Raw genomic sequence first — 20,518 nt, 5'->3', positions numbered from 1 at the left:
CCAGGGCGCTCAGGCGCTGGATGCTGTGCTCGTGGGAGGTGTATTCGCCGCTTTCGAGCACAGCCTTCACTTTCTCAAAGGCCTGATCGACGAGCGTGGCCTCGACTTCCTCCTGCGACGGCACCCTGGCGCGCTCGATGCGCGTGTTGATGAAACGCTGGATGCGCTGCATGAGATAAATCTCACGTCCGGCGACGAGACTGACCGCCTTGCCCTTGCGACCTGCACGACCGGTGCGGCCGATGCGGTGGACGTAGTCCTCGGCGTCGTATGGCAGCTCCAGATTGATGATGAGGTCGATGTCGTTCACGTCGAGGCCGCGGGCGGCGACGTCGGTGGCGACGAGCACCTCGATGGTGCCGCTGCGGAAGTTGCGCATCACGCGCTCGCGCATGATCTGGTTGATGTCGCCATGCAGGCGGTCGGCGGCGTAGCCACGGGCCACGAGCGCATCGGTGGCGTCATCGACGGCGCGTTTGGTGTTCGCAAACACGATGGCCAGACGGGGCGCCTCGATGTCGAGGACGCGGCAGAGCACTTCCAGCTTCGAGCGGCCGTGTACTTCGTAGTAACGCTGTTCGATCGTCGGCACGGTGAGCGCCTTCTGCTCGATCGTGATCGTGGCGGCGTTGCTGGTGTAGTTTTCGACGAGGCGGCGGATGCGTGGCTCGAAGGTGGCGCTGAAGAAGATCGTCTGGCGGTCCTTCGGCACGGCGGCCATGAGGCGGTCGATGTCCTCGGCGAAACCCATGTCGAGCATTTCGTCGGCTTCGTCGAACACGAGGCTCTTGAGAGCATCGACCTTCAACAGACCGCGCTCCATGAAGTCGAGGATGCGTCCCGGCGTGCCGACGACGATCTGCGAGCCGCTCTGCAAGGCACGAATCTGGCGGTCATACGAGGCACCGCCGTAAACAGGCGTGGCACGGACGCCTTCCTTGAATGTGGCCAGCTTGTGAATCTCCGCGCAGACCTGCATCGCCAGCTCGCGGGTAGGGCAGAGGATCAAGGCCTGCACGTGGCGCTTTGTGCCATCGACGCCCTGCACGACGGGAATGCCAAACGCCATCGTCTTGCCGCTGCCGGTGTGGCTTTGACCGACCACGTCGCGACCCGTCAATGCCACAGGAATGGCCTGGGCCTGGATGGGCGAGGGCTGCTCGAATCCGAGAGATTTGACGGCCTCAAGAAGCTCCGGGGCGATGCCCAGTTCGGGGAAGGTGTGCGTGCTCATAAACGGTCCCCCGGGGATTTGAGGGCGGCCATAGTCCCACCAATGGGGAAGATAGCAAGGTCTTTGATCTTCCGGGGACCTCGCCTAAAAAAGCCGTTCGCCGACATGGACGATTTGCAAAAGCCCTCATAGAATGCCGTTTCTGTCACCCACCAACCCAGCGGGTCACAAGCATCCGCGTCCAACCATGTCAACAGCCACAGCCTCCGCTCCGTCGTCGTCTGATTCCAAGAAGACCCTCCGTAACGCCGTCATCCGCTTCGCCGGAAATTCGCAGGACGGTATCCAGTCCATCGGCGGCTTCCTCGCCCGCCTCGCGGGCCGCACGGCGCAGGAAGTGATGACCTACATGACGATCCCGGCGACGATCAGCGGCGGTCCTTCGATTTTCCAGGTGCATCTCGGCTCAGGCGAAGTGCTCACGGCGGGTGATGAGGCGGACGTGCTCGTCGCTTTCTACCAGCACAGCTATGACGGCCATTTCAATGCGCTGCGCCAGGGCGGCATCTGCCTCTATGACAGCGCCGAGGTGAAGGAGATCAAGCATGAGAAGGGCGTCTTCCACATCGGCATTCCCTTCACTGCGGCGACCGTGGAGGCCATCGGCGGCAGCGCAAAGGATCGCGGCAAGAACATGTTCGTGCTCGGCCTGATCGTTTCCGTGTTCAATTTGGACAAGGAGAAGCTCGTTGGCATCATCAGCCGTCAGTTCGGCAAAAAAGACGAATCCGTGCTGCGCAATGCGCTGCTGGCCTTCGATGCGGGCTACGCGTATCAGATCGGCGACATCGAAAAATTCGCGCTGGCTCCGGGCGAGGCCGATTCCGGCCACCGCATCTCCACGGACGGCAATCAGATGCTCTCGCTTGGTCTTCTCGCTGCCGGTGTGCGCTACGGCGCGGCGTATCCGATCACGCCGTGGTCCTCCATCATGGAAACACTGCGCAGCGAACTGCCGAAGTATGGCGGCATCTTTGTGCAGGCCGAGGACGAGCTCGCCGCCGTCAGCATGGCCATCGGCGAGGCCTTCGCGGGCCACCTGAGCATGACTGGCAGCAGCGGCCCCGGTTTGTCGCTGAAGATGGAAGCGCTCGGCTACGCCAGCATGGCCGAGTTGCCGCTCATCGTCGTCAATGTGCAGCGCGGCGGCCCTTCCACCGGCCTGCCGACGAGCGTGGAGCAAAGCGATCTCATGCAGGCCATTTACGGCAGCCACGGCGACACGCCGCGCTTTGTGCTCGCGCCCAAAGATGTCGAGGATTGCTTCTACATCGCCCTCGAAGCCGGACGCATCGCCCGCAAATACTCCAGCCCCGTCATCATCCTCAGCGACCAGGCGCTCAGCAGCCGCATCGAGGCCTTTGAGGAGCCGGATCTCGACAAGCACTGGGTCGAGCCGACGCTCGATCAGACGCCGCGCGATGCCGACTGGAAGCCCTATCCTTTGGACAAAACCACGCAGCATGCCCCTCCCGGCACGAAGATGGCCGGCGGCAAGTATCCGCACATCTCCGGCCTCGAGCACGACGAGTGGGGCCATCCTTCCGGCAACGCGAAGATGCACCAGCAGATGACCAACAAGCGTCGTCAGAAGCTGCTCGATGCCGCCGCTGAATTCCCCGCGCCCGAAGTGCACGGCGACGCCACCGGCGACGCGCTCATCATCGCCTGGGGCAGTGCCTGGGGCCCCGCGAAGGAAGCCTGCGACCGTCTCCGCAGCGAAGGCCACAAAGTCAGCGCCGCGAACATCCGTCACCTGCACCCGCTGCCGAACAAACTCGACGGCGTGCTCGCCGGTTTCAAAAACGTCGTCTGCGTCGAAATGAACGACTTCGGAGCCTACGGCCACGGCCAGCTCGCCATGCTGCTGCGCGCGAAGTATGCCGATCCGAAGATCAAGAGCGTCTGCAAGACCGACGGGCTCGCCTTCCGCGTGCGCGAGATCGTCACCGGTGTCGAAAAACACCTCGCCGCCGGCCAAGCCTGATCGTTTTCATCTTCGTTTCTCAACCAACCTTTTTTCCAACCACGTCATGTCCACCGCCGTCGCCACACCTGAAGCTCCAGCCGCCGCTGCCGCTCCCGTCGTCGAAAAACTCACCAAAAAAGCGCTCACCGCCGATCACCCGACGTGGTGCCCGGGCTGCGGTGACTTCGCCGTGCTCGCCATGTTTTACCGCGTGCTCGAGAAGCTGAACATCCCGCAGGAAAAGATCGTCGTCGTCGCCGGCATCGGCTGCTCCTCGCGCTTTCCCTACTTCATGAACACGCACAGCCTGCACTTCATCCACGGCCGTGCGCTGCCTCTCGCCACCGGCGTTTCGCTGAGCCGTCCGGACGTGCATGTCTTCGTCTTCGGCGGTGACGGCGACGGTTTCTCCATCGGCGGCAACCACCTCAACCACGCCGCCCGCAAGAACGTGAAGCTCACCTACATCATCATGGACAACTTCGTCTATGGCCTCACGAAGAACCAGACGAGCCCCACCACGCCCATCGGCCGCAAATCGAAGACTGACCCCACCGGCGCCATCGACCGTCCGATCAACCCGATGAAGCAGCTCCTCGCCAGCGGTGCCACCTTCATCGCCCGCACGCACGCCGCGCAGGTGAAGCACATGGAGGAAATCTTCACCCGCGCCATCAACCACGACGGCTTCAGCGTCGTCGAGTGCCTCAGCGAGTGCGTCATGTTCTATCCCGGCGCCTTTGATGACAGCACCCCTCGCAAAGGCGGCACCTACGAGCTCATCGACGAAACGCAGCACGATGTCACCGATGATGTCGCCGCCTTCAAACTCGCCGACTACCTCGCCCCCGGCAAATTCGGCGTCTATTACCAAGTCAATCGCCCCACCAAAAACGCCCTCGAGCAGAAGTGGATCGACGATACGCAGTCCAAGCTTGGCGGTGTCTCGCAGAAAGACATTCTGCGCAAACGCTTCGAGGCGATGCGGTAACACTGTCTGCGAGCAGCGCAGAACGATCAACAAAACTGTGGAAAGCCGACGTTTCGTCGGCTTTCCATCTTGATGCGCATTCACACGCTCGATCTCCGCTTCATTGGCATTCCTGGCCTCATTGCATCCTATCTTGTCGAAAGTGACGGCGAGTTCGCCCTGATCGAAACCGGCCCCGGATCGACACTGAAAACGCTGCGTGAGGCGATTCGTGCCGCTGGCGTCGATGAGTCAGCGATCAAGAAGGTCTTCGTCACTCACATTCATCTCGACCACGCCGGAGCAGCAGGCTGGTTCGCGCAGAACGGTGCCACCATCTACTGCCATCCCAACGCCGCACGTCACCTGATCGACCCTTCAAAACTCATGGAGAGCGCCCGCATGGTCTATGGCGACCAAATGGACGCGTTGTGGGGCGAGATGCTGCCCGCGCCTGCCGAGCACGTGGTGAGCCTTCAGGACAACGAACGCGTGAAGTTTGGCGAGGTGGAAATCATCGCCTGGGACACACCCGGCCATGCACGGCATCATCACGCCTTCATCATTGACGATGCCTGCTTCACTGGCGACGTGGCGGGCATGCGCCTCGAAAACAGCCGCTACCTTTCCGTCACCTCCGCGCCGCCACAGTTTGATCCGGTGGCTTATTCGCAATCCATCGACCGCCTGCTCGCCGCAAACTTCAAGGCGCTCTATCTCACGCACTTTGGCCGCGTGGACGATGTGCAGTGGCATCTCACGACCTATCGTCAGCGCGTGAACGAAGTTTACGAACGCGTTGCCGCCGACTTCCGTGCTGGCATCAGCGTCGAAGAAAACCGCCGCCGCTATGCGCTGGCGGAGCACGAGATCGCAACGAAGGCCGGTGTCAGCGAGGAACTCTGGCGCAAGGGTGAGGGCGCCAACGTCACCTCGATGTGCGCCGACGGCGTGCGGTTATACTGCGAAAAAGGACGATGAGCGCCACGACGGCTGGAATCAGCAGCCAGGCAGGCCATTTCACTGGCTCCGGTGCCATCACCGCCTTCTTCTCGGCTTCCTGCTCGAACGGATCCTCCGCAAAGCCCGTGTCGTAGGTGTACTCCGGTTCCTGGAAGTTGAAAGACACCTCCAGCACCTTTCCTTCCTGCTCATACATCCCACGGATCGTTTGCAGCGGACCGGTCTGCTCGAAAATCTCGAACGCGATCCAGAAGTCCTCCAGCAACCGGCCCGCCACCGGCACCGTGAACGTCACATCCACATTTCGCGCCGCATATTCGATCTCCGTCATCGACGGCGTCACGCCCGCGTTCGGCCACAGGTAGTCAAACTTCACTTTCGTGCCCCAAGACGCCTTTTGCTGGTTGATGTCCAGCCGGATGTGCGAGTTCAGATACTCAGCGATTACCGGTTGTGCCCCGTCCAACTCCGCCATGCTGAGCTTCCCATCACCATCCACATCCATCCCGACAAATCGCGTCAGCGTCAGGATGTTGAACGTGAACCGTCCCTCCAATTGATGGGGCGCAGGTCGCATCCGCATCTCGCTTTGGTCGGCGGGATGGCTTAGCACGATGCGGGCAATTCCAAGCACCAAAAATATGATCGTAGATGGTTGGAGCCTGATCATGACGGAGCGCAAGCACTACGAGCACGCATGATTCCGCAGATCAGCATGCATAGGCCGAGAGCCGCGAAGAGAACTTCATCCCAAACGATGGAGTCAGGGCCTCCGCTAAGGTTTTTGAATTGGGCCATGATCGGAATCGAAAGTGCCAGGAGTATGGTCATGCCCGCGCTCATGACCCATCGGAACACCCGGCCTGAAAGCGCTTCATTTGAAGCTTGGCTGATCAATCCGAAGCCAATGCTGGAGGATACCCAGCAGGTCAGCAATGCCCACCGTTCATCCGGCATGGCATTTTGAACCCAGATCGTCAAGCGGGGAAGCAGGTTGGCAGGTCTTGGATGCCAGAAGAATTCGGCCGCCTGGTTCAGATTCAGCGCGGCAATGTAAATGACGAACAAAATCCAGCCAAACAACGCTCCATCCAGGCCGGCGAGCAGCCACCTCAACCGAAGGGTTGATGGGCTACACTCTCTCATCCCTGTTTCGCCAGGCGGGACACGAAGTTTTTGTGCGCCGCTTTGCCTGTGGACTTGTTTAGTGCCGCGAGCACTCCAGCAGCGTTCTTAGCCACCAGGGCCTTCATGTCGAGCACGAGACCAGGAAAGGCCTGGCTGCGAAGCAGGTGGCTCTTGTCAGGACGCAGTTGGATGAAGTTGTCGTCCTCCAGCACGAACCAGCCACAGGCTTTCTCTTCAGGACGCCACACGATGTATTCGAGCACACCCGCACGCCGGTAGGCATGCAGCTTGTCGTTGAGATCCAGCGAAGCGCTGCTGGCCGCGATCTCGACGATCAACTCCGGTGCCCCATGGATGTAGCCATCCTTGCCGATGCGTGCCCGGCCGCCGCGCTCGATCATGAGCAGCGCATCCGGCTGCGGCACATTGTCGGCGTCAAAGCGCACGGTGGAGTTGGCGGCAACGCACGTGCCGGGCGTGTGTGCTGCATAGGTGCCAAGCCAGACCTGCATGATGCTGTCCGGGATGCCGTGTTGTTTCGCGCGAACGGGGGATGCCATATAAACGATTCCGTTGATGAGCTCTGCTTTTTTCACTTCGGGCATGGCCGAGTATCGACGCAAAAACTCTGCGGCACCGAGGTGGTCGCCGTTCTGCAACAACGGCGGTGCCACGGTGGTCGTGCGGCGGCGGGCAGGGCCTCGGCGGGTGGAGATCATGGGGAACTCATATCACGCCGCTGTCGCGTCGTCACCTGCGTTTCGTCATTCCGACTTAATCCACATCGGCGACACCCAGACAAGCTCGCCGTTGGTTTGTTCGCCGCGGAAGTAGTAGTAGCTGGTCTTGCCTTTTTCGGGCTTCGGGTCGGTCCAGCTCAGGCTCACGGTTTTTTCTTTGGGAGCGTCCATCGGAATCTCGACGTTGTCTTTGATAAGCGTGACTTTTTCGAAGGGCCTGGTGCCGGTGAGCTTGAGAGTGATCATGGGTGCGCCTTTCACGGTGAATTCGTCGCCCATCATGCGCTCGGTGCCGTCAGCAGCTTTGCAGCGGGAGTCGGCGATGATGTTGTCCGTGGCACCGTAGGTGTGACGTTGCTTCATGGCTTTGAGGATGGCCTCGCGGCTGGAATCCTCGGCATAAACCATGGCATAGCTGATGTGGGTGCTGCCGTGGTCGCTACTGCTCTGGAAGCTGAATTTGTAGCCTTTGGCGAAGGCGTCGCAGATCCAGCCGCCAGGTTCCCAGCCGCCGATGGCGTCGTTCTCTGTGGGGCAGCGCGGACAGCCGGGGTATTCGTAGTTCTGGCGGGCACCTTGGTAAATCTCGACCATCGGCTCGACCTCGCCGCCCCAGTTGCGCCAGTCGGTGCCCATGGTGCCGACGCTGGTGTGGCTGGCGCACACGCCGTCGAAGAGCTTCAAGTATTTGTAGAGCATGTTTGTGTCCTGCGCGGGCTCGTGCACGCGGCGGTCGCTGATCGGCAGGCGCGGCAGGGTGCGCACGCCGCGGTGGGCGAAGACGACATTGCGATGGCCTTCGGGATAGCTCACGCTGCGCTCGTAGCTGAACATCGGTGTGAAGTGTCCGGGCAGCATGAAGGCATCTGTGGTCTTCTGCGTGAGCCACCAGGTGTATTCGCGGCCGTTGCCGTTGTCGTGGTCGCCATTGCCGAGCCAGTCCATGTAGGCAGCGTCGATGGCATAGCGCCACATGTCCTCCAGCGGTCCGTCACCGCCGCCGTCGCCGCTGATCTCCGTGTGGCGATGGAATTCACCGCGCACGATTTGAAGGGGCTTGCCTGCGACATCGGCACGATAGCCGCGAATGGCCGCGACTTCGGCGCGTTCGGCCTGCGTGCGCTTGCTCTGCGGTGCATCGGCGTCTGGAATGACGCTCAGCGGCTTCAAAGCGGCCGGTTTGACCTCCCCGGTCATGGTGAGGCGGCTGAAATAGACATCGTTGTCGAAGGGATCCTTGCTGGCGTCGAGCGCGGCGTTGCCGCCTTTGCCTCCGGGACGTTTGGCGCGGTTGAATTCGGCCATGCGATCCATGCGATGATCGCTGCTGTGGGCGATGAAGAGGCTCTTGGGTCCCGACGCGACGGCGGGCAGATTGTACAGGAGATTGTCGCTGTGCGGAATGGTGATGGGTCCCACCCAGGTGTCACCATCGAGGTAAGCCGCCACGCTGCCCCAGGTGCTGCCCACGGGTCCGCGGAAGCTGTTCCAGCGTGTGCGGGCGATGAGCCAGATGCGGCCCTCGGCATCGCAGTGCAGGCGGCCGAGGTTGTTGTAGGTCTGCGGGCCGGTGGCTTCGGCGTGCGCGCCTGGGGCTCCGCGCCGTTCGGCGGGCTGGAGGAAGGCCACGCCATCGGCTTCCTCGGGATTTTTGGGCGGAGCTGGAGCCTGTTCGTCTGCAGCGGCCTTCTTTTTGCCTTTGCCACGGCCTTTTGCGACCGCCCCGGGCAGTGCGTCGGCCACCTTGCCGGCGGGTTCCATGAGCTGACCGTCTTTGACGACCACGAGGCCGATGGAGCGGCTCTTGTATAAGCCGATGCCGTCATTGCTGTCGTAAGCGCCCCAGTCCTTGCCCCAGGTCGGTCCGCTCTTTTCAAACGCGATCCAAAGGGCACCCGTTTTGTCGAAGGTCACGGATGCGCGGGCCTCGTAGTCGCTCGTGGTGGCGATGGGCATCGGTTTGCCATCGCTGAAGCTCATCCAGATGTCGTAATCGCCCTTCGCATAGGTGTCCCATGCGATGGCGAAACGATTCTCGTGCGCGGCGATGGCCGGATTCCAGCAATTGCCCGCGTTCGCGGAGATGGTCTTCGTTTCGCCCCACTGGCCGTCTTTGAGCGTGCGCGTCTGAATCGCGAAGAACTCCGTCTGCGCAGCCATCCACGCCACCATGACACTGCCATCGGCCGCGGTGGCGGCCACAGGGCAGAGGTCATTGCCTTTCGAGTCGGTGAGCTTCATCACCTCCGCGAGTTTTCCGCCGGTGAAGTGCCGTGCGAAGAGGTCGAAGTTCCCATCCACACGCTCGCTCCACACGATCCAGGCACCGTCCTTGCCATCGAGCGTCACGGCCGACTTGTAGATGTCGCGTCCGTTTTCAGTGACTGGGATGCGTTCTTCGGTCCAGGAGGTGCCTTTGCGCGCGTGGAGCCAGAGTTGATCGCCACCCGCGGGTTTGTTGAGAAAAGACAGGTCCTCCGGCTCGGTGGGCCAGGATTTCGCGCGTTCATCACGGTCGATGCCGGGCGTGAAGCTCTGATAAACGAGGAAGGCACCCTCCGGCCCGGCTGCCAGGGCAGGGAAGTCGTCATCCGTGCGTTCCGGAGAGAGACGGCGGAGGGTGAAGGCCGTCTCCTGGACCGAAACACGACCATTCATGAGCGGAAGGGCCTCACCACGTTTCAAATCACCGATTTTGAAGCTGACCTTGCCGGGGGCGGTCGTGAGTTCCACGACGCTGTCCGGCGTGACGCCCTGCAGCTTCACAAACACACCGTTTTCGAAGATGGGGCCGAGCTGGCGGGCCATGCCGAGCTTCTTTGGATTGTTGCCACGCGGCTTCACCGCGCCCTGGGGTGTGCGGGTGGAGGCCTTCCAGGCTGTTTTGCCTTCGACGACGTCTTTCTGCTCGAAGCGATAACCACTGATCTCACGCACGGAGCCGGGCGTCACGCTGACAGAGCCATCCCAGACGGTGGATTCAGTGTCGCCGAGGCCGAGATGGATCAGGAGTTCGACATCAGCGGCCGACGCAAGGCCGATGGACAGGAGGAACGGGAGCAGGAGTCGTTTCATGGCTGGAGGGCGTGTTGAACGGGACGATTGTGCCGATCTCGCCGAGAGTTGGGAAGAAGATAGTTCGTCAATGGCCTGTCCGGTCCGCACGCGTGCGGCTGTGGTGAACTGGCCGAGGGAAAAGCGGTGGCGGGCTCACTTTAGTCTGGCGTGGCGGAGGCGTTTATTGGTAAATGCGCAGCGGAAAATGCGTTTTTCCACCGCTGTGCGCGCTACGGCACCTTACAAACACCACACACCCCATACCATCATATCCATGAAGAAGACTGCGCTTACCCTCCTTTGCCTCGCCATCGGCCTTGCCTCTGCCTCCGCAGATGACGTGATCAAGGGAGCCATGAAGAAGAATTTCAAACCCGAGGACGCCCTGTCCAAGAAAGTCGGCAAAGGCGAAGCCAGCGACGCCGAGATCGAAAGCCTGATCAAGTGCGTGCAGGCCATCTGCGCCGCCACACCGCCGAAGGGCGACAAGGCGGCCTGGGTGGACAAGTGCAAGGCCATGGTGGCCGCGCTGAAGAAGGTGCAGGCCAAGGACGCCAGCGGATTGAGCGAATTCAAGAAGGCCAACAACTGCAAGGCCTGCCACGACGTCTTCAAGGGCAAGTGAGCTGATTGATCCCGCCTTCTTTGTTTCTGATTCTTGCGCGATGCGCGGGATGCTCCATCATCCGCGCACCATGCCGACCACCTACCACATCGTCCCCACCGAAGCCCACAACGAACTCGTCCGTGCTGCCTACCAACATCGCGGCTACACGAAGGCGGAGGCCGAGGATGGAGCGCGGTTTTGCGAAATGGCCAGCGCGCACGGCATCCGCACGCACAATGCGATCAAGGCACTGCACCTGGATCATCTTTTCGGCAGCGCCACGGGCGGCTGCAAGCCGGGCGCTGAGATCGAAGTGATCAAAAAGCCTTTCGCGGCGAGCGAGGCGTGGGATGGCAAGCTCAAGCTCGGCCAGAGCGTGGCCTTCCGGGCGATGGAGCGCTGCATGGAGCTGGCGGACAAGTATGGCATCGGCCAGGTGAGCGTGGACAATGCCTTCCACTACCTCTGGGGCGGCGGTTACGTGATGGACGCGGCCAAGAAAGGCTACATCGCCTACACGAACTGCACCTCCACGCTGGGCGAGGTGGTGCCGTTTGGCGGCAAATTCCCCGTGCTTGGCACCAATCCGCACTCCTGGGGCCTGCCGACTCAGGATGCCTGCGGTTTCCCGATCGTGATCGACTGGGCCACCTCCACCGTGGCGATGGGACGTGTGCAGCAACTGAAGCGCGAAGGTAAACCGCTGCCTCCGGGCGCGGCGGTGGACAAGGAAGGCAAGCCGACGACGGATGCGAATGAGGCGGCGTGGTTGCTGCCGTTTGGTGCTCACAAGGGTTATGGCCTGTCGCTGCTCATCGAAGTGATGGGCGGCATGATCGGCGGCGGTCTGCCGACGCTGCGTGGCGGCGGTGCGCATCCTGACATTAAAGCGCAGCCGTTTCCGGCTGGTGAGAAGCGCACGAGCAGCTTCTATTTCCAGGTGATTCATCCCGATGCGATCAGCACAGGCCTGTTCTCCAATGGCCGGAGCTTTTCACAGAACGTGAAGGCGGTGATCGATGACATCCTCGGTCACGGGAACGAAAACTGCATGCTTCCCGGCCAGCCGGAGGCGCAGAATGCCGCCCACACGGCCAAGGCGGGCGGTTTGCTGTTCTCGACAGCCGAAGTTGAGGCGCTCAATGAGATCGCGGACGAAGTCGGTGCCCAGCGTTTCGACGTCGCCGCTTTGCAGACCTACGAGGTCCCGTAATCGTGGACGGTCGTTGAGGCAAAGGGTGGCGGGGTCAGCCACCCCGCCCAGTTGCGCTGGTTCAACCGCGGATCTGGCCAGTGCCATCCACCAGGTACTTGTAACTGCACAACTCGGCCAGGCCCATGGGCCCCCGGGCGTGTAGTTTGTCGGTGGAAATGCCGATCTCCGCGCCGAAGCCGAATTCTCCGCCGTCGTTGAAGCGGGTGCTGGCATTGTGGAGCACGACGGCGCTATCGACTTCGTGCTGGAAACGTTCAGCCGTGGCGCGGTTGGAGGTGATGATGCTGTCGGTGTGGTGCGAACCGTAGCGGTTGATGTGGGCGATGGCTTCCTCCACATCGATGACGGTCTTGGCTGAGAGGATGAGATCGAGATACTCGGTGCTCCAATCCTCCTCGGTGGCGGCTTTGGCGGGCACGCCGAGGTGATGCAGGGCGGCTGCATCACCACGCACTTCGACTTTGGCCTCGGCCAGACGTTTGCCGATGAGCGGATAGAACGACGCGGCGATGTCGCGATGGACAAGGATGGTTTCGAGGGCGTTGCAGACGCCGGGCTTCTGGCACTTGGCGTTGACGATGATGTTCGCGGCCATGTCGAGATCGGCATCGGCATGGACATAGACGTGGCAGACACCGTCGTAGTGCTTGATGACGGGCATGCGGGCCGTGGCGACGACTTTTTCGATCAAGCCTTTGCCCCCACGGGGAATGATGAGGTCGAGGTATTGATCCATCTTCGCCATGTGCTCCACGCTGGAACGGTCGGTGAAGGGGATGAGCTGGATGCTGTCGGGCGGGAGGCCGGCGCGTTCGCCACCGGCCTGGAGGGCGGCGGCGAGGGCTCGATTGCTGTCGATGGCCTCGGAACCGCCGCGCAGGATGGTGGCGTTGCCGGTTTTGAAGCAGAGGGAGGCGGCGTCGGTGGTGACGTTCGGGCGTGATTCGAAAATGATGCCGATGACACCGATGGGAACGCGGACTTTGCGAATATGGAGGCCGTTCGGACGGCTCCACTCGCTCAGCAACTCGCCCACCGGATCAGGCAGGGCGGCGACTTCACGCACGGCCTCGGAGATGGCCTTCAACCGCTTCGGATCGAGGGTGAGGCGGTCGATCATGGCCTTGCTGAGGCCATTTTGCTCCGCGCGGGCGAGGTCGAGGGCGTTCGCGGCGAGGATGGAATCCTGCCGCGCCATGATTTCGTCGGCCATGGCGACAAGGATGGCGTTTTTCTGCGACGTGGTGAGTTTGACGAGGGCGTAGGAGGCGGCACGGGCGCGGCGGCCCATGTCGAGGATGGCGGACTGGATTTCGGAGTCGGTCATGGAATTGGTTCGCAGTGCTCTGTTCGCCGTTCCGGGGTGGCTTGCAAACGGAACGGCGCTCTATTCTGAAGGAACGGTGCCGGCGGGGATGCGGACGTCTTTGCCGAGGAGGTGGCGGTCGAGGAAGTCGCGCATGCGGCGGAAGAGCGGGTGGCTGAAGAAGATGTGGCCGCCGTTTTCACCGGTGATGAGGGTTGCAGGGACCCCGGCCTTTTTGAGCGCCGAGTCAAATTCCACGGCCTGGGCGTGGCGGACGATGTTGTCCTTGCTGCCGTGGATGATGAGGAACGGGGCATCGTCACCAGTGATGTGGGTGACGGGTGACGCCTCGCGGGCGAGTTCGGGTTTTTCGCGGATGGTGCCGCCGAGAAGCTTGGAGAGGCCCGTTTTGGGGTCGTTGACGTCGATGATGGTGCCTTCACCAGCGAAGGTGTGAAAGTTCGACGGGCCGCAGAAGTCGAGGACGCAGGTGACGCGGCTGCTTTGATCCGTGTGCTGGCCGTGGGTGCCTTCGAGCTCACGAATGTCACCCGTGACGCCGAGCATGCTGGCCAGATGACCGCCTGCGGAGATGCCGAAGACGGCGATTTTGGCCGGATCGAGGTTGTGTTCCGAGGCGTGGGCTCGGAGCCAGCGGATGGCGGCTTTGCAGTCGTGAATCTGCGCCGGCCAGGTGGCCTGGTCAGTGAGTCGATAGTTGAGGCTGACTCCGGCAAAGGGCGAGTCTTTGAGCAGGCCGAACAGCCCGCCGACATCGTCCTTGCTGCCGTGTTCCCAGCCGCCTCCGTGGATGAAGACAACGATGGGGCGAGGCGTGGCGGATTTTGCGTCAGGGAGGTAGAGATCAAGCGTCTGGCGCTCGTTTCCTGCCCCGACGTAGTCGATGTCGGCCAGTTTTTTGACGCCTGCGGGCAGTTCGGCAGCCTTCTGACATTGGGCCAGAAGTGGGAACAGGGCTGCGAGGCAAAGAGTCAGGCGCATGGGAGGCGTCTTAGACGCAATTGCCGATCAATACAACAACGCTGCGGGCGGCTCGAAAGGGGCGTGTTGCAACCTTGACGGTTCGTTAACAAGAACATAGTATCCGCCCGATGATCGCCCCCCTTTCCGCCCGCCTGCCGCTGGCCATGGCATTTGCCGCCTCGTTCCTGTCGCTGACGACGCCGTCGTTTGCCCTGCTGGACTTCATTTTCGGCGGCAAAAAAGACAAAGTCGTTCCCACGGCCAACGAACGTGCTGCGCAGGAGCAAGAGGCTGCGGCCCTGCTGGCTGAGGCGCAATCGGCGCATAACGCCGGGAAGACCGGCCGTGCGCAGTCTCTCTACCAGACCGTGGTGAAGAAGTATCCCTTCACGCCCAGCGGGGCCGAGGCAGCCTTCCAAAACGCCCTGATCATCCGCCACACGGGCAAGATGGATGACGCGTTCGAGGCCTTCCAGCAACTGATCGTGAACTATCGCGAAAGCCCGCGTTTCAATGACGCCGTGGAGAAGCAGTTTGAGATCGCCGAGGAGGCGAAAGGCGGCCGGAAGCAGTCCCGGCTTTTGTTGATCCCGATGAAGATGAACAGCTCCGAAATCATCGAATTCTACGAGCAGATCATCAAGAACGCACCTTTCGGCAAGTATGCGCCATTGGCACAGTTCAGCATCGCGGAGATTCAGCAGGATATGAAGGAGAAGGAAAAGGCCGTCGCTGCTTATCAGAAAGTGGTGGAGAACTATCCCGGCACTTCCCAGGCCTCGGAAGCGCAATTCCGCATCGGATCGATCAGCAACATCGCCGCCCAGCGGAGCGAGGACGCGTCGAACCTCCTCGCTGCCCGTGACGCCCTCCGCACCTACATTGCCTCCAATCCCGCCGGTGAGCGCAAGCAGGAGACGGAGATGATCCTCCGCCAGGTGAACTCGGCCGAGGCCAACCAGTCCCTCACTGTGGCGAAGTTTTACAAGCGCATCGGCAAGACCGCCGCGGCGGCGATTTATCTGAACGAAGCGCTGAAGTTTGGCTCTCCGGAAGTCTCGGCCGAGGCTCGCGAGCTCCTCGCTGAACTCGCCGCGAATGATCCTGAAGGCGTGGCGAATGCCCGCAAGGGCCCCGGACAGGACTACACAGCTCTCACGGCGCAGAATCTGAAGGCGCGAGACGATTATGTCGGCCCCATCGCGCCGGAACTCACGCGTCTGAGCCAGAAGCCGAAGATGCGCACGGGCGATGAGGGCTTCATGCCGATCCCATTGCAGGAGCCGACTCTCCCATTGCGCCCTGGAGCCACGACGCCAGGGGCTGGCTCGCTGCTGCCGCCCGTGCCAGAGACCGAAAAGCCAGCGCTGCTTCCGGTGCCGCCGAATCCGGGAACGATGCCGACCATTCCGCCGCCGCCGTCTTCCGGCAACACCCTGCCGGTGCCGCCGCCTCCGGCGGTGAAGCCCGCGTCTTAATTCTTGCGTGGTCATGGCAGCACGCCATTCTGGCCCGACACGTCTCAATTCTCCCTGGATGAAGAAGCTTCTCTATCTGCTGGTCCCCGCTTGCTTGTTGCTCACAGGCTGCGCTGGTTACACCTTGGGCGCTCAGAAGCCCGCACACCTGCGCAACGTCACGAAGCTGGCGGTGCCGACGTTCAAAAACCAGACCCTCGAACCACGTCTGGCCGTTTTGGTGACCAACGCTGTGATCAAGCAGCTCCAGAACCACGGCTCCTATCAGATTGTGTCCAAGGGCGAGGCTGACGCCGTGCTTGAAGGGGACATCCGCCAGATCGATCGCACGCAATTCCGTTCAGACCGCACCAACATCCTGCGCTCGTCACAGATTCAGGCGACCATTGGCAGCTCGTTTGTGATTCGCGACAGTGCCTCCGGCACGGTGCTTCACAACGGCGGAGCCTCGGCGAACTCATACATCATCCTGGATTCCAACCTGCAGCTTTCCGACACTCAATTGCTGGAAGACGCAGCGCAAAGGCTGGCCTACGACCTGGCAGACCAGATTTCCGAGGGATGGTAACCCATGCTGCCTGAGCAGGATTCCCCCGCAGAGCCGACTGAAGGCGGAGAGGAAGAAGTTTTTGAGCCCGTGATGCCAGCAGGCAGGCTTGTGGCCGGCCTGCATCTGGTGGCCACGCCGATCGGAAACATGCGGGACATCACCCTGCGGGCGATTGATACCCTTCGCAGTGCCGATTTGGTGGCTTGCGAGGATACCCGTCACTCCGGCATGTTGCTGAAGCATCATGACATCCGCGCCCGGCTCATCAGCCTGAACGAACACAATGAGGCGCATCGGATTCCGCAGTTGCTCGACCACATGCGGCAGGGTGGCTCGGTGGCACTGATCTCGGACGCCGGCATGCCCACCGTTTCGGACCCTGGCCAGCGGCTGGTGGGGGCCACGGTGACGGCCGGATTGCATGTGGAGGGCATTCCGGGCCCAAGCGCTGTCCTCACCGCGCTCGCCGCTTCAGGCTTGCCCACGACGCCTTTCTATTTCGGTGGATTTCTCCCTCATAAAAAGGGAGCACGCACGACCGAACTGACAACGGCGCTACAGCGCGACTGCACCAGCCTTTATTTCGAAAGTCCATTTCGCCTCATTGATACGCTGGCGATTCTTGCCGAAGCTGCGCCCGAGCGTCGCGTGGTCGTTGCCCGGGAGTTGACGAAAAAATTCGAGGAATTCCGTCGTGGCACGGCAAGCATCCTGCTTTCCCATTTTCAAACCAAGCCGCCCAAAGGCGAAATCACTCTTCTCATTGCTCCGAACGACCCGCCCAAGTGGCTCGTCTGGTAAAACCTTTTTGCTCAAACCGCCTGCATGGAAACTCCTGTCAATTGCGCCGTCCTCAACACTCCCGATAGTCTCAAGCTTTCGATCACGAATCATCTGCGCTTCACGCTGGGTGCCTACGTCGAAACGGCGAGCGAGAATGACTGGTATGTCGCCACATCGCTCGCGGTCCGTGACCGAGTCATGGAGCGTGCCACCCAGTCGCGCCGCCAGCACCGCTCCCAGGGCGTGCGCCGCGTGCATTACCTCTCCCTGGAGTATCTGATGGGCCGCCTGCTGGAGAACAACCTGCGCAATGCCGGCATTTACGACGCCACCAAGCAGGCGCTCTCGGAGATGGGCAAGGACCTGGACGGGCTGTTGCAGAAGGAGCCGGACATGGGCCTTGGAAATGGCGGTTTGGGCCGGCTTGCCGCCTGCTTCATGGATTCTCTCAGCACTTTGGACCTTCCTGCCATCGGCTACGGCATTCATTACGAGTTCGGCCTGTTCCGCCAGGAGTTCATCAATGGCAGGCAGGTGGAACACCCTGACGCGTGGATGCGCGACGGCAGTCCGTGGAAGATCGCTCGTCCCTCCTATCGCCAGACGGTTCATCTTTATGGCCGGGTCATCCAGAAGTTCGATGAGTTTGGCCAGCCGCATCACGAATGGGTCGAGACGAAATGCCTTCTCGGCCTCCCATGGGACATTCCCATCGTCGGCTACGACAGCAACACGGTGAACGTGCTCCGACTCTGGCAGGCGCAGGCGGACGAGGACTTCAACTTCAAAGTCTTCAACGAAGGCAGCTATGTCGATGCCCTGCGTGAGAAGGCGATCGCCGAAACGGTGTCGAAAGTGCTTTATCCGAACGACGCGACCGAATCCGGCAAGGAATTGCGCCTCGTTCAGCAGTATTTCTTCGTCGCCTGTTCACTGGCAGACATCGTGCGCCGGTTCAAAGGCGGCTACAGCCTGCCCTGGAGCGAATTTCCCTCCAAAGCAGCCATCCAGCTCAATGACACCCATCCAGCGGTCGCCATTCCTGAACTGATGCGCATCCTGGTGGACGAGGAGAATCTGGAGTGGACGCACGCCTGGGACATCTGCCAGAAGACCTTCTCCTACACCAACCACACGTTGCTTCCTGAGGCTCTTGAGACGTGGAGCACCGCACTGTTTGAGCGGGTGCTGCCACGCCACCTGCAGATCATCTATGAGATCAACCATCGCTTTCTCATGGGGGACGTCGAATCCCGCTGGCCGGGAGACGCGGAGAAAAAGCGTGCGCTTTCTCTCATTGAGGAGGGTGGAGGGAAGCGGGTTCGCATGGCGCATCTGTCGGTCCTTGGTGGTCATGCCACGAACGGGGTGGCCGCGCTTCACACACGTCTGCTTTGTGAGCGTCTCTTTCCTGAGTTCTTCGAGCTGTATCCAGATCGTTTTCTCAACGTCACGAATGGCGTGACGTTCCGTCGCTGGCTGGATGTCTGCAATCCACAGCTTTCCTCGCTCATCACGGAAAGCATTGGCGGCGGATGGCTCAAGGACTCGTCGAAGCTGCGCGAACTGGATCGTTTCGCGGATGACTCCTCATTCCGTGAGAAATTTCAAGCCATCAAGCGCGGTCACAAGGTGCATCTGGCAAAGATCATCCAGGACAGCTGCGGTGTTTGCGTGAGTCCGGACGCGTTGTTCGATGTGCAGATCAAACGCCTTCATGAATACAAGCGCCAGCATCTGAATCTGCTCCACATTGTCACGCTGTATCGCCGGATTCTTGAGAACCCGAACATCGACATGGCACCCCGCGTGTTTGTCTTCGGTGCCAAGGCCGCTCCGGGCTACTTCCTCGCCAAGAACATCATTCATGCGATCAACGCCGTCGCCGCCAAGGTGAACCACGACCCGAGAGTGGATGGCAAGCTGAAGGTCATCTACATTCCGAACTACGGTGTCAGCCTCGCGGAAAAGATCATTCCCGCCGCTGATCTGAGCGAGCAGATCTCCACTGCTGGCAAGGAGGCATCCGGAACGGGCAACATGAAGCTGGCGCTCAACGGTGCGCTCACCATCGGCACGCTCGATGGTGCGAACGTCGAAATCCTGGAGGAGGTAGGTCCGGACAACATCTTCATCTTTGGCCTCACCGTGGAAGAGGTGACAGAGCTTTACGCGAAAGGTTACAATCCGTGGGATTACTACTGGGGCAGTGAGGAACTGCGTCTCAGCCTCGACTGGCTGGCATCCGACTACTTCACCGGCAGCCAGGATGAGTTCAAGCCTCTGCGTGACAGTCTCCTCTCCCATGGTGACCCGTTCCTGGTCATGGCAGACTATGACGGGTACTCAGCCTGCCAGTCCGCCGTGGACAAAGCCTACCGCGACCAGCCACGCTGGCAGAAGATGGCCATCCACAACACCGCCCGCGTTGGCAAGTTCAGCAGTGACCGCACCATCCTCGAATACGCCGAGAAGGTCTGGAAGTTGCCGCAGGTCGGCGTTTGATGTAGCCGGCTGCTGAAATCGCATGTGCTGCCTTCCCGGGCGGGGCGGCGCATTGTTGCGCCGGATTGTCGTTCCGCTGCGCTTTGGAGGATGATCGTAGTATTCACCGGCTTGTTAACATATTAACATTTAAATTGTGAAGATGTTTAACAAAGGTTAAATAAAGCCGGAATTCCCATGTCCTCCGCAAACCGCCGACGACACCTTCACGAGACCCGCAGCCGCCCGGCTGGCATCAACAACCGCCGGGACGTCCAGCGGGATCGCGCCCTGCTGCTGTGGAAGCGTTGGATCGGGGGCGTTTTGCTCGCGCCGGCCTGTCTGGTGACCGCCGTGACGCTCATCGTGATGCTCTGGCGGGCCGTCACTCGGATGGATTTCCTCCGCTCCGAGGAATTTGTCTTCTTCACCTTTGGCGGCGTCGTCTGGGGGATCGCCTACCTGGCTGGTGTCCGGCCGGTGACACTCTACGTGTTGGGTCACGAACTGAGCCACCTTTTCACGGCCCGCATGTTTGGCGGCCGCATCTTTGACTGGAAGGTCAGCGCCGCCGGCGGCTATGTCGAGACGGACAAGTCGAACACCTGGATCACGCTCGCGCCTTACCTCATCCCGTTTTACACGCTGCTCATCATGCTCGCCTTCGGCATCGCCGGGCTGGCGCTGGACATGCAAGAGGCGCACGCGGTTTCGCTGTGGAAATGGACGGTGCATCTGAAGCCCCTGCGATTCCTCTATGCCCTGATCGGTCTCACTTGGTGCTTCCATGCCACCTACACGGTCAAAACGGTGATCGCCGAGCAGGGGGATCTCAAACGCAACGGCGAGTTCTTCTCGATGATGCTCATCTTTCTCATCAACGCCTTCCTTCTCATCGCCCTCTTCCTTGCCGCCTCTCCGGCGCCGGGACTCGGATTGGGCGAAGTGCTGCGCTGCTGGTGGTCGGTCGCCACCGGCATCCTTGGCTGGGTCTGGCGGCTGGTGTTTTGAGGCGGCTGGACATTGCTCGCTTCTGTGTCACATCGGGG

At 61.2% G+C, this 20,518-nt stretch carries 16 protein-coding genes and 1 pseudogene; 10 read left to right on the top strand and 7 right to left on the bottom strand.

Features of this window, described 5'->3' with window-relative positions; genetic code table 11:
• The coding region (locus IAE77_RS02855; protein WP_294221502.1) for a DEAD/DEAH box helicase at positions 1-1,234 on the bottom strand (1,234 nt) is incomplete at its 3' end.
• A 187-nt stretch (positions 1,235-1,421) separates the two neighbouring features.
• Between IAE77_RS02855 and IAE77_RS02850 the strand changes: the two genes are divergently transcribed.
• The 3 genes from IAE77_RS02850 (at position 1,422) to IAE77_RS02840 (ending at position 5,154) form a co-directional block, all read left to right on the top strand.
• Positions 1,422-3,221 carry a 2-oxoacid:acceptor oxidoreductase subunit alpha gene (locus IAE77_RS02850; RefSeq protein ID WP_294221499.1) on the top strand — a complete coding sequence of 600 codons (1,800 nt, stop codon included), beginning with the start codon at positions 1,422-1,424 and terminating at the stop codon, positions 3,219-3,221.
• Between the two features lie 46 nt (positions 3,222-3,267).
• A complete protein-coding gene (locus IAE77_RS02845) occupies positions 3,268-4,194 on the top strand; it encodes a thiamine pyrophosphate-dependent enzyme (protein WP_294221496.1) in 927 nt (308 codons plus the stop codon).
• Positions 4,195-4,266: 72 nt separating this feature from the next.
• Entirely contained in the window at positions 4,267-5,154 is an 888-nt protein-coding gene (locus IAE77_RS02840; RefSeq protein ID WP_294221505.1) for an MBL fold metallo-hydrolase, read from the top strand.
• On the opposite strand, the gene IAE77_RS02835 is transcribed toward IAE77_RS02840, so the two are convergent.
• From IAE77_RS02835 to IAE77_RS02820, 4 genes are read right to left on the bottom strand one after another with little or no spacing between them, the layout of a single operon-like run.
• Positions 5,102-5,806, bottom strand: a complete 705-nt coding sequence (locus IAE77_RS02835) for a hypothetical protein (RefSeq protein WP_294221493.1) — start codon at positions 5,804-5,806, stop codon at positions 5,102-5,104. The two genes, IAE77_RS02840 and IAE77_RS02835, sit on opposite strands and share 53 nt — an antisense overlap.
• Positions 5,803-6,252, bottom strand: a complete 450-nt coding sequence (locus IAE77_RS02830; protein WP_294221490.1) for a hypothetical protein — start codon at positions 6,250-6,252, stop codon at positions 5,803-5,805. The genes IAE77_RS02835 and IAE77_RS02830 overlap by 4 nt, the downstream gene beginning before the upstream one ends.
• A gap of 26 nt (positions 6,253-6,278) precedes the next feature.
• Entirely contained in the window at positions 6,279-6,983 is a 705-nt protein-coding gene (locus IAE77_RS02825; protein WP_294221487.1) for a Uma2 family endonuclease, read from the bottom strand.
• Between the two features lie 45 nt (positions 6,984-7,028).
• Positions 7,029-10,079 carry a DUF3604 domain-containing protein gene (locus IAE77_RS02820; protein ID WP_294221484.1) on the bottom strand — a complete coding sequence of 1,017 codons (3,051 nt, stop codon included), beginning with the start codon at positions 10,077-10,079 and terminating at the stop codon, positions 7,029-7,031.
• A 256-nt stretch (positions 10,080-10,335) separates the two neighbouring features.
• Here IAE77_RS02820 and IAE77_RS02815 point away from each other — a divergent pair, with 256 nt between their 5' ends.
• Positions 10,336-10,686, top strand: a complete 351-nt coding sequence (locus IAE77_RS02815; protein WP_294221482.1) for a hypothetical protein — start codon at positions 10,336-10,338, stop codon at positions 10,684-10,686.
• Positions 10,687-10,756: 70 nt separating this feature from the next.
• Positions 10,757-11,881: an Ldh family oxidoreductase gene (locus IAE77_RS02810; RefSeq protein WP_294221481.1), complete on the top strand. Its 1,125-nt coding sequence runs from the start codon at positions 10,757-10,759 to the stop codon at positions 11,879-11,881.
• 61 nt (positions 11,882-11,942) lie between these two features.
• On the opposite strand, the pseudogene IAE77_RS02805 reads toward IAE77_RS02810, so the two are convergent.
• Positions 11,943-13,235: pseudogene (locus IAE77_RS02805) on the bottom strand (glutamate-5-semialdehyde dehydrogenase); the annotation flags it as partial.
• Between the two features lie 36 nt (positions 13,236-13,271).
• Positions 13,272-14,192: an alpha/beta hydrolase gene (locus tag IAE77_RS02800; protein ID WP_294221479.1), complete on the bottom strand. Its 921-nt coding sequence runs from the start codon at positions 14,190-14,192 to the stop codon at positions 13,272-13,274.
• Positions 14,193-14,302: 110 nt separating this feature from the next.
• Here IAE77_RS02800 and IAE77_RS02795 point away from each other — a divergent pair, with 110 nt between their 5' ends.
• The 5 genes from IAE77_RS02795 to IAE77_RS02775 all read left to right on the top strand — a co-directional run bounded on the left by IAE77_RS02795 (position 14,303) and on the right by IAE77_RS02775 (position 20,480).
• Positions 14,303-15,652, top strand: a complete 1,350-nt coding sequence (locus IAE77_RS02795) for a tetratricopeptide repeat protein (RefSeq protein ID WP_294221475.1) — start codon at positions 14,303-14,305, stop codon at positions 15,650-15,652.
• Between the two features lie 58 nt (positions 15,653-15,710).
• The gene (lptE, locus tag IAE77_RS02790; RefSeq protein WP_294221472.1) at positions 15,711-16,220 is read left to right on the top strand and encodes an LPS assembly lipoprotein LptE; all 510 of its coding nucleotides are present in this window, start codon (positions 15,711-15,713) and stop codon (positions 16,218-16,220) included.
• Between the two features lie 3 nt (positions 16,221-16,223).
• Positions 16,224-17,003: a 16S rRNA (cytidine(1402)-2'-O)-methyltransferase gene (gene rsmI, locus IAE77_RS02785; protein ID WP_294221470.1), complete on the top strand. Its 780-nt coding sequence runs from the start codon at positions 16,224-16,226 to the stop codon at positions 17,001-17,003.
• A gap of 24 nt (positions 17,004-17,027) precedes the next feature.
• The gene (locus IAE77_RS02780) at positions 17,028-19,490 is read left to right on the top strand and encodes a glycogen/starch/alpha-glucan phosphorylase (RefSeq protein WP_294221467.1); all 2,463 of its coding nucleotides are present in this window, start codon (positions 17,028-17,030) and stop codon (positions 19,488-19,490) included.
• Between the two features lie 177 nt (positions 19,491-19,667).
• Entirely contained in the window at positions 19,668-20,480 is an 813-nt protein-coding gene (locus IAE77_RS02775) for a hypothetical protein (protein ID WP_294221464.1), read from the top strand.
• The last annotated feature ends 38 nt before the right edge of the window (positions 20,481-20,518 follow it).

The sequence above is a fragment of the Prosthecobacter sp. genome (assembly GCF_014879935.1).
Lineage (GTDB): Bacteria > Verrucomicrobiota > Verrucomicrobiia > Verrucomicrobiales > Verrucomicrobiaceae > Prosthecobacter.
Note: the sequence above shows the minus strand (reverse complement) of the source record. Positions and strands in the feature narration are given on the sequence as shown.

Coding starts and splice junctions, on each gene's coding strand:
- lptE (WP_294221472.1), top strand. CDS start 15,711: ATGAAGAAGCTTCTCTATCTGCTGGTCCCCGCTTGCTTGTTGCTCACA.
- IAE77_RS02840 (WP_294221505.1), top strand. CDS start 4,267: ATGCGCATTCACACGCTCGATCTCCGCTTCATTGGCATTCCTGGCCTC.
- IAE77_RS02850 (WP_294221499.1), top strand. CDS start 1,422: ATGTCAACAGCCACAGCCTCCGCTCCGTCGTCGTCTGATTCCAAGAAG.
- IAE77_RS02780 (WP_294221467.1), top strand. CDS start 17,028: ATGGAAACTCCTGTCAATTGCGCCGTCCTCAACACTCCCGATAGTCTC.
- IAE77_RS02845 (WP_294221496.1), top strand. CDS start 3,268: ATGTCCACCGCCGTCGCCACACCTGAAGCTCCAGCCGCCGCTGCCGCT.
- IAE77_RS02835 (WP_294221493.1), bottom strand. CDS start 5,806: ATGATCAGGCTCCAACCATCTACGATCATATTTTTGGTGCTTGGAATT.
- IAE77_RS02810 (WP_294221481.1), top strand. CDS start 10,757: ATGCCGACCACCTACCACATCGTCCCCACCGAAGCCCACAACGAACTC.
- rsmI (WP_294221470.1), top strand. CDS start 16,224: ATGCTGCCTGAGCAGGATTCCCCCGCAGAGCCGACTGAAGGCGGAGAG.
- IAE77_RS02815 (WP_294221482.1), top strand. CDS start 10,336: ATGAAGAAGACTGCGCTTACCCTCCTTTGCCTCGCCATCGGCCTTGCC.
- IAE77_RS02825 (WP_294221487.1), bottom strand. CDS start 6,983: ATGATCTCCACCCGCCGAGGCCCTGCCCGCCGCCGCACGACCACCGTG.
- IAE77_RS02775 (WP_294221464.1), top strand. CDS start 19,668: ATGTCCTCCGCAAACCGCCGACGACACCTTCACGAGACCCGCAGCCGC.
- IAE77_RS02800 (WP_294221479.1), bottom strand. CDS start 14,192: ATGCGCCTGACTCTTTGCCTCGCAGCCCTGTTCCCACTTCTGGCCCAA.
- IAE77_RS02820 (WP_294221484.1), bottom strand. CDS start 10,079: ATGAAACGACTCCTGCTCCCGTTCCTCCTGTCCATCGGCCTTGCGTCG.
- IAE77_RS02795 (WP_294221475.1), top strand. CDS start 14,303: ATGATCGCCCCCCTTTCCGCCCGCCTGCCGCTGGCCATGGCATTTGCC.